The organism is Promicromonospora sp. NPDC060204 (assembly GCF_042728455.1).
GTDB lineage: Bacteria > Actinomycetota > Actinomycetes > Actinomycetales > Cellulomonadaceae > Promicromonospora.
Genome location: NZ_JBHWZO010000287.1, coordinates 1 through 7,604 on the forward strand (window position 1 = coordinate 1; position 7,604 = coordinate 7,604).

The following is a 7,604-nucleotide window of genomic DNA, read 5'->3' on the forward strand; positions in this document are numbered from 1 at the left end:
GAGTCGGGAGGCGCCGTTCTGCTCTCGGAATCAGCGAAAGCCGCTTGGTGCGCTTGAAATAGTCCGAGCTCAGTAGTCGAGGATCGGACCGGTGAAGGTGACGATCCCGGTGTCAGCAGCGAGCGACTGAACGCCCACTCCAAGAGACATGGCCAGTCCGAGGCTGGTCAGCACCACAGCCTTGGCGATCTTGGTCCTCATGAAGTTCATCAGCCACGCTCCACGTTGCTCGTACGATGGCACGCCTCGCGAGATTCGCGAGTTAGCGCCGTAAACGCAGGTCACAGTATTGAGAGCGCGAAATGCGGTCAAGGATCTCACTCGTGCCGGGCACTTGTCGGGCGCTTGACGTTCTTGTTCGGTCCTCTCACGGCGAAGGTCAGTCCTCGCGCCGGGGCTTCGACGAGCGCAGCTTCTTGGTGTCCGACCGCTGCTTCTTGGCGGTCAGCCGCCGCTCCTGCGAACCCCGGGTGGCGCGCGTGGCGCGGCGGCTCCGCGGACCGGGCGCCAGTCCGTCGCTGACGACAGCGGCCAGGCGCGTGGCGGCGGCGTCGCGGTTGCGCCGCTGCTCGCGGTGCTCCGAGGCGACGACGGTGAGGACGCCGTCGACCAAGCGGCCCGCGAGCCGCTCCAGGAGCCGTTGGCGCTGCGTGTCGCTCAGGACGGCGGACCGTGCGACGTCCCAGGAGAGCTCGACGCGCGAGTCGGTCGTGTTCACACCCTGACCGCCCGGGCCGGAGGAGCGCGAGAACCGCTCGGTGAGCTCGGCGCGGGGGATGGTCAGCGCGGGACTGACGGCCAGGCCGGGGCGGACGGGGGAGGGCATGCGCCCATGGTCTCGCACCCGGGCGTGGGGCCCGTGCTCATACGGGGTCGACGACGGCGTGACCAGGGGTTCCGCGCTGCCATACTCAGCGGCGACATTGTCGAGACCGACGATCTGCGAGGGCATCACCCATGCGTTTCAGCTCACCGCCTGGCTGGCCCACGCCCCCGGCGGACTGGTCGCCGGAAGTCGGCTGGCGGCCTCAGCCCGACTGGCCGGCGGCGCCCGATGACTGGTCGTTCTGGACCGACGACGAGGGACGCCCGGTCGACGGCCCGTGGGTCCCGGAGCACCATGAGGCCTCGGAGTTCGACACGCCGAGCAGCCTTGCCCTCTGGGCGTTCACGGCCGTGCAGGTCGTGCTGATCCTCGTCGAGATCCTGCTCCTGAGGTCCGGCACGCCGTCGACCGGCGGGATCCTGGCCGTGGGCAGCGTCCTCAACGTGGCCTGTCTCGTCGCCGACCTGACCCTCCTGCGCCAGGCGGGGTACCGCGTGCCCGTCTACCTCTACATCTGCGGGCTGCTGGTCGTGCCGCTCTACCTCATCTTCCGGATCCGGCTGACGAGGACGGGCTGGTGGCCCCTGGTGGGGTGGATCGGGGCGCTCGTCGTCTCGGTCCTGGCGACGCCGCTCGTGGCCTACGTGGGCGGCGTCGAGCTGGAGGCCGCCGACGTCGAGTCCTCGATCGAGGGCTCGTACTCGACCGGGGAGGGCACGTCGCTCGTCGAGACCAGCCTGCCGGTCCAGGCGACCTGCCCGGACCCGCTCGTCGTCCGGGTCGGCGAGACCTTCGACTGCGAGACCGGGGTGGTCGGCGAGGCACCCGAGACCGTCACCGTCACCCTGGAGTCGTGGCTGGGGGAGATGTCGTGGCGGAGGCCGACGCGGTGACGAGTGTCGAAGGACTCCCGGCCGTTCTCGGGTGCTCATCGTCGGGCGTCGTCCGCTCCTAGATGCCGACCGACCCGTCGATCGCTTCGCGGAGCAGGTCCGCGTGGCCCAGGTGCCGGGCGTACTCCTGGATCAGGTGGAGCAGGATCCAGCGCAGCGAGGCCTCCTGGCCCTCCCAGAACTTCTCCTGGGCGATCGTGCCGAGGTCTGTCGTCTCGGCGACGATCCGCTCGGTGCTGCGCTGGGCCTCGTCGAGCCAGGCCAGCAGCTGCTCGGGCGAGTCGTCCGCGGCGGTGGCGAACGTCCAGTCCTGCCGCCCCTCCTGCTCCTTGTACTGGGCATACCAGGTGGGGGTCTCGACCGTCCCCGCGAACGTCACGTTGACCCAGGCCTGCTCGATGACGGCGAGGTGCTTGAGCAGGCCGCCGAGCGACAAGGTGCTCGGCTCGTGCCGGTAGGCGAGCAGCGTGCCGCTCAGCCCCGAGACCTTCCAGCGCAGCGTGTCGCGCTGGAAGGCGAGGATCCCGAGCAGGGTCTGCTTCTCGTCGGCGGTGAAGGGGATCTCGAAGCGGTCCGTGGGGTCGGTGATCGTGCTCATCCTGGAACCGTAGCGGCGTCAGGAAGCAGACTGGACCCATGGCGACGACGAGCGCGGGACTCCTGCCCTTCAGGCGGCTGCCCGACGGCGGGGTCGAGGTGCTGCTCGGCCACATGGGCGGGCCGTTCTGGGCCCGCAAGGACGCCGGGTCGTGGTCCCTGCTCAAGGGCGAGCTCGAACCCGGCGAGGAGCCGCATGCCGCGGCCGTGCGCGAGGCGGCCGAGGAGCTCGGGCTGGAGCTGCCGCCGTCGTCGGGCCCGGACCTGGAGCTCGGCGAGGTGCGGCAGCGCGCCGGCAAGGTGGTCCACGCCTGGGCGCGCGAGTGGCCCGAGCCCGGGCCCGACCTGTCGGCGATCAGCAGCAACACGGTCGAGATCGAGTGGCCGCCGCGGTCCGGCAAGCGCCTCGAGATTCCCGAGATCGACCGGGTTGCCTGGTTCGCGCCCGACGACGCGCGTCGCGTCGTCGTCAGCGCGCAGGCGGCGTTCGTCGACCGGCTGGTGGAGGCGCTCGCGGACTGAGAAGCGGGCCTCGGCACACCGCGCCGGGACCCGCCTCCGCTCAGCTCAGCCCAGGATCAGGGCTCGATCGTCGGAACGAAGTTGTCCAGGAGGAACTGGCCCTCCTCGCCCGGGGGCAGCTCGCCCATGAACCGGCTGACCACGCCGGTCTCCTCCGACTGGACGAACACCTGGAAGTCGATCGTCTCGACGCCCGGGGCGCCCCAGTGCTCGGTCTGCGCGGCCGTGAGCACGGCCTCCGACGCGCCCTCGACGTCGATGTACGAGGCGTACCACCCGAGCTCGTTCAGCACCTCGGGGTCGGGCATCTCCTGGTCGAAGAAGGGCGACTGCATCAGCACCCGCCAGTGCAGGTCACCGAACTCGTCGGAGTAGATGGTCTCCGGGGACTCCCACTCGTGGCCGGGGCCACCGTCGCCTACGACCGCGCGCCCGGTCCAGTCGGCGGGGAGCTTGTAGCCGACGCCGTCGGTCTCGGTGGACTGCCAGGCGTCGGTGGCGCCGTCGGTGGGCTCGCCCAGCTTGATCGGGGTGCCGACCGGGTCGCACCCGGGCGGGTCCGCCACGTGGCTCGGGGCGTGCGCGGCGACGGCGGAGCACGCCACGGCTGACGGGGCGGCGACGGCGACGGACGTCGCCCCCGCGGTGAGGCCGACGACGAGGCCGGCCGTCAGGACGATGGAACGTGCCTTCTCGTGTGTGTGTCTCATACCCCCTACGACGCACTGACCGGGTGAAAGGTTGTGCCTGCGGAAAGATTCAGCCAGATGTTCACGCAGGTCGGACGCCCTTTTCGGACATTCGGGCCTCCGCTAACCTGCCTCGGTGACCACTGCCGACACGCCCCAGGACCCGGTGGACCTGATCGTGCTGCGCGAGGCTTTGGAGGCGTCCTGGAGCCCACGGACCTCGTACGGCGGCGTGGCCGAGCACGGCAATCCCGCCCTCGGCCAGTGCTACCCGACGGCGCGCGTGGTGCAGCACTTCTTCCCGGCCGCCGAGATCGTCAAGGGCGTCGTCCGGACCCGGTTCCGCGACGAGGTGCACTTCTGGAACGAGCTGCCGACGGCGGGCGGAACCGTCGCGATCGACCTCACCTGGCAGCAGTTCCCGCCGGGCTCCGTGGTGACGGAGTGGCAGGTCCTGGACCGGGAGAAGCTCGGCGACAGCCCGCCCACCGTTGCCCGGTGCGACCTGCTGCTGACGTCGGTCCGGGCGCGCCTCAGCGGCTCCGCGCCGTGAGGAACTGGTCCGGGCGCAGGGCGCGCGACACGATCCGGGTGTCGCCGATCCAGCCGTAGAAGCCCTGCCCGTACTTCTCCGCCGACTGGGTGCCGCCGATGGCGAACGGCTTGCCCAGCGTCGAGATGCCGCGCGACTCCTCGGCGGCGTTGCGCACGATCTTCGAGCCGTCCACGTACATCACCGTGTGCCGGCCGTCGTTGACGAGCGCGACGTGCATCCAGCGGCCCACCGGGATCGCGTGGCTCCAGGACGTCGGGTCGGCGTCGACGGGGACGGGGTAGACGACGAACTGCAGGAAGCGCTCACCCGACAGGTTCAGGCTGCACGTCGGCTCGTCGTCGGACCAGCCGCTGTGCTTGCCGGCATCGCCCGCGCGGCCCTCCCAGCTCAGGATGCCCATCCAGGAGTGGTCGCCCTCGAAGGGCTCGGGCAGCTTGAGGAACGTCTCGATCGTGTACCCGGACTCGAACGTCGCGCTGTTGACCGGCGCGTTCGGGCCGGTGCGCAGCACGGCACCGCGGTCGGGACCCTTGCCGCCGTCGAACCGGAGGCTCGCCCGCGCGGGCTGGGCGTCGTGGTGCTCGGCCGACCAGGTCAGCGCTTCCGGGGCGCTGGAGTGCAGCAGCTGCGAGGTCAGGTCGTTGCCGTTGCCGGTGAGGTCGCGGGCCACGGTGCCGGGCGCGACGGGCGCGCCGTCCGACCCCGCGGAGGCGAGCCCGGCGGCGTCGAACCGCCAGTACGCGACCGTGCCGCGCGGCATCACGGCCGACGGCGGCAGCGGCGCCGGGAGCACCGGCGGCGCGAACGCGGCGAACCGCTCGTCGAAGTCGATCTCCACGGTGAACCGGTCCACGTCGCCGCTGAGCTCGACGTGCTCCGCCTCCAGGGGCGTGGGGTCGTCCTTGGCGAGCAGCCAGGGCGAGAAGGTCTCGACGTCGATCACGCCGCGCACCAGGTCGAAGCTGTAGTAGCGCACCATGCCGGCGCCGCCGTAGTAGCGGTCCTGGAAGTTGGTGATGTGCAGGTGGACGGCGTTGCCGGCGTCGTTCGTGAGCGTGGTGCGGCCGGACGGCCAGTAGTGCCCGCCGAGCGCGAGGAAGATCTGGTCGTTGCCCTTGATGAGGCGGTCCCACAGGCGCTGGCCGTTGTCGGACAGGTGGGCCTTGCCGTCGTCCTCGGCCCACACGAGGTCGTGCGTGGTCAGGATCGCCGGCAGGGCGGCGTGGTCGTCCAGCACGCCCTGCGTCCAGGCGAGCCCGGCGTCGGACAGGCGCCAGTCCAGCGCCAGGACCAGCCACTCCCGGCCGCCGCCGCGGACCACGTGGAAGCTGTTGTAGCCGTCGGGGGAGGAGCCGCCGTAGGTCTCCATCCTGGAGAAGCGCTGCGGCCCGAAGGCGCGCAGGTACGGCGAGTCGCCGCGCTGGTCGTCGCCGCTGACGTCGTGGTTGCCGGCCAGCACGCTGTACGGCAGGCGACCGGCGGCGTCGAACGCGCGGCTCGCCGCGCGCATCTCGGTCTCGGTGCCGTGCTCGGTCACGTCACCGAGCTGTGTCATGAACACGATGTTGTCCTGCGCACGCTCGCGCACCAGGTGCCGCAGCGTCGCACGGACGGGCTCTGCGTCGGAGCCGCCGTCGTCCAGCAGGTACTGCGTGTCGGGCAGGACGGCGACGGTGAACCGCGCGGCCGCCGCGTCCGGGCGACCGCCGTTCGAGGAGGCCGACGACGGCGCGGCCGCCGCCGACGTCGTGCCGGCGGCCGCGGCGGCCGCCGAGAGAACGGGGACGGCCGCTGCCGCCTGGAGCAGGGAGCGGCGAGAGAGCTTGTTTTCCACGGGTCAGATCGTGGCGGCGCCGTCTGGCGCAGGGGTGACGCGCGGCCGAACGGCGGCTGACCATTGCGCTGGACGGCCGTGGGGTCTGTAGGGGGCCGCGCGGGTTCCGCGCGCGCCGGCCATCCGCCGAACGTAGCCTCTGAGCACGTTCGGACCCCGACGACGGGAGTGCGCGTGGCGACACACAGCGGTGCGGGGGCGCACCGATGAGCGCCGTGGGCGACGCGATCGCGCAGTTCTTCTCGGCGGACGACCTCGACGGCTGGGACGTCGTCCTCGCCGTCCTGACCCTGCTGGCCACCTGGCTGGCGACCCGCTACGCGCGCCGCGCGGCGCTCGCGGCGACTGCGCGGATCAAGGGGCTGCACCCGCAGGTCCGGGATGCGATCGTGCGTGCCGTGCACTACCTCGTGCTGCTCGCGGGCATCGGCGTGGCGCTCGGCTTCCTCGGCGCGCAGACGCAGCCGATCCTCACCGTGGTGGTCGTGGTCGGCATCGTGCTGGTCCTGACGGTGCGCGGCCTGGCCGACAACTTCGGCGCCGGGATCGTGCTGCAGACCAGGATGCCGGTCGTGGTGGGCGACGAGATGGCGTTCGGCGACTGGGTGGGCACCGTCAAGGAGCTCAACAACCGCACCGTGGTTCTGGAGACGTACGACGGCGTGCGCGTGCACGTGCCCAACTCCCTGGTGATCTCCGAGCCGCTCGTGAACGGCTCCGCGCCCGGTGCGCGCCGCAGCGAGATCGAGGTGCGGCTCGCGGACCTGCGCGACGACGAGACCGACGGCGTGCTGCTGGCCGCCTCGGCCGTGCCCGGCGTGCTGCCCGCCCCGCCGCCGGACGTGCTGTACGTCGCCGCCGACCCGGCGCGCACGACGCTTCGGCTGCGGTTCTGGCACGCCCCGACGGAGGGGACCGCCGTGTCGTCGGCGATCGTCGCCGCCCTGGGCACCGCGCTCCGCCCCCGCGCCGCGGCCTGGGCGGTGGACGCGCCCCCGCCCGCGGACGTCGCGCGACGGGTCCCGCCGCCCGCCCTGTGACGCGCGGATCGCGCCGCCGGGTGCGACGATCAAAAGGCGGGGGAACAGACCGTCCAGGAGGATGAGGATCACCGATGACCACGTTCACCGTCTGGAAGTTCGACGACCCCGAGGGCGCGCAGGCCGCGGCCGGGAACCTCAAGCAGGCCGCGTCGGAGGGGCTCATCACGGTGGTCGACCACGCCGTGGTGTCCTGGCCCGTCGGGCAGGCGACCCCGACCACCAAGCAGGCCCACGAGAACGAGTGGCGTGGCACCGGCTGGGGCGCGTTCTGGGGGCTGCTCCTGGGCACGCTGTTCTTCATGCCGCTCATCGGTGCCGCCGCCGGCGCGGCGATCGGCGCCCTGGCGAAACATACGGAGGCGGTGGGCATCGACCGCAACCAGCTCGAGACGATCCGGGAACAGGTCACGGTCGGCACGTCGGCGCTGTTCGCCGTGACGCAGGACGGCGACATCGACCGGGTGGGCGAACGGTTCCACGGCATGCGCGGCAAGCTGATCGCGACCAACCTCACCGAAGCGGAGCGGTCGACGCTGCTGGAGACATTCGGAAGCTGACGCCCTGGCGCCCCGCCTGGCGTCGGCCAGCCCGGCGTCGACCCGGCGTCGAACGTAGGAGTGGTCGCTCTCTGAGGGCTCAGAGAG

10 protein-coding genes are annotated in these 7,604 nt (G+C 71.8%); 5 read left to right on the forward strand and 5 right to left on the reverse strand.

Features of this window, described 5'->3' with window-relative positions:
- Nucleotides 1-69: 69 nt before the first annotated feature.
- A complete protein-coding gene (locus ACFWEJ_RS24965) occupies nucleotides 70-210 on the reverse strand; it encodes a hypothetical protein (protein ID WP_377231876.1) in 141 nt (46 codons plus the stop codon).
- A 169-nt stretch (nucleotides 211-379) separates the two neighbouring features.
- Nucleotides 380-826, reverse strand: a complete 447-nt coding sequence (gene arfB, locus ACFWEJ_RS24970; protein WP_377231877.1) for an alternative ribosome rescue aminoacyl-tRNA hydrolase ArfB — start codon at nucleotides 824-826, stop codon at nucleotides 380-382.
- A gap of 131 nt (nucleotides 827-957) precedes the next feature.
- Between arfB and ACFWEJ_RS24975 the strand changes: the two genes are divergently transcribed.
- Nucleotides 958-1,719 carry a DUF4333 domain-containing protein gene (locus tag ACFWEJ_RS24975; RefSeq protein ID WP_377231878.1) on the forward strand — a complete coding sequence of 254 codons (762 nt, stop codon included), beginning with the start codon at nucleotides 958-960 and terminating at the stop codon, nucleotides 1,717-1,719.
- A gap of 58 nt (nucleotides 1,720-1,777) precedes the next feature.
- On the opposite strand, the gene ACFWEJ_RS24980 is transcribed toward ACFWEJ_RS24975, so the two are convergent.
- The gene (locus tag ACFWEJ_RS24980; RefSeq protein ID WP_377231879.1) at nucleotides 1,778-2,317 is read right to left on the reverse strand and encodes a DinB family protein; all 540 of its coding nucleotides are present in this window, start codon (nucleotides 2,315-2,317) and stop codon (nucleotides 1,778-1,780) included.
- Between the two features lie 38 nt (nucleotides 2,318-2,355).
- Between ACFWEJ_RS24980 and ACFWEJ_RS24985 the strand changes: the two genes are divergently transcribed.
- The gene (locus ACFWEJ_RS24985; RefSeq protein WP_377231880.1) at nucleotides 2,356-2,838 is read left to right on the forward strand and encodes an NUDIX domain-containing protein; all 483 of its coding nucleotides are present in this window, start codon (nucleotides 2,356-2,358) and stop codon (nucleotides 2,836-2,838) included.
- A 56-nt stretch (nucleotides 2,839-2,894) separates the two neighbouring features.
- On the opposite strand, the gene ACFWEJ_RS24990 is transcribed toward ACFWEJ_RS24985, so the two are convergent.
- Nucleotides 2,895-3,548 carry a hypothetical protein gene (locus tag ACFWEJ_RS24990; protein ID WP_377231881.1) on the reverse strand — a complete coding sequence of 218 codons (654 nt, stop codon included), beginning with the start codon at nucleotides 3,546-3,548 and terminating at the stop codon, nucleotides 2,895-2,897.
- A gap of 115 nt (nucleotides 3,549-3,663) precedes the next feature.
- Here ACFWEJ_RS24990 and ACFWEJ_RS24995 point away from each other — a divergent pair, with 115 nt between their 5' ends.
- Complete coding sequence (locus tag ACFWEJ_RS24995; protein ID WP_377231882.1) at nucleotides 3,664-4,080, forward strand: hypothetical protein; 417 nt, start codon at nucleotides 3,664-3,666, stop codon at nucleotides 4,078-4,080.
- Here ACFWEJ_RS24995 and ACFWEJ_RS25000 read toward each other — a convergent pair.
- On the reverse strand, nucleotides 4,061-5,917 hold the full coding sequence (locus tag ACFWEJ_RS25000) for a LamG-like jellyroll fold domain-containing protein (protein ID WP_377231883.1): 1,857 nt from the start codon (nucleotides 5,915-5,917) through the stop codon (nucleotides 4,061-4,063). The genes ACFWEJ_RS24995 and ACFWEJ_RS25000 overlap by 20 nt on opposite strands.
- Before the next feature lie 206 nt (nucleotides 5,918-6,123).
- Between ACFWEJ_RS25000 and ACFWEJ_RS25005 the strand changes: the two genes are divergently transcribed.
- Both ACFWEJ_RS25005 and ACFWEJ_RS25010 read left to right on the forward strand, forming a co-directional pair.
- A complete protein-coding gene (locus tag ACFWEJ_RS25005; protein WP_377231884.1) occupies nucleotides 6,124-6,957 on the forward strand; it encodes a mechanosensitive ion channel domain-containing protein in 834 nt (277 codons plus the stop codon).
- 74 nt (nucleotides 6,958-7,031) lie between these two features.
- Complete coding sequence (locus ACFWEJ_RS25010) at nucleotides 7,032-7,517, forward strand: DUF1269 domain-containing protein (RefSeq protein WP_377231885.1); 486 nt, start codon at nucleotides 7,032-7,034, stop codon at nucleotides 7,515-7,517.
- Nucleotides 7,518-7,604 lie beyond the last annotated feature (87 nt).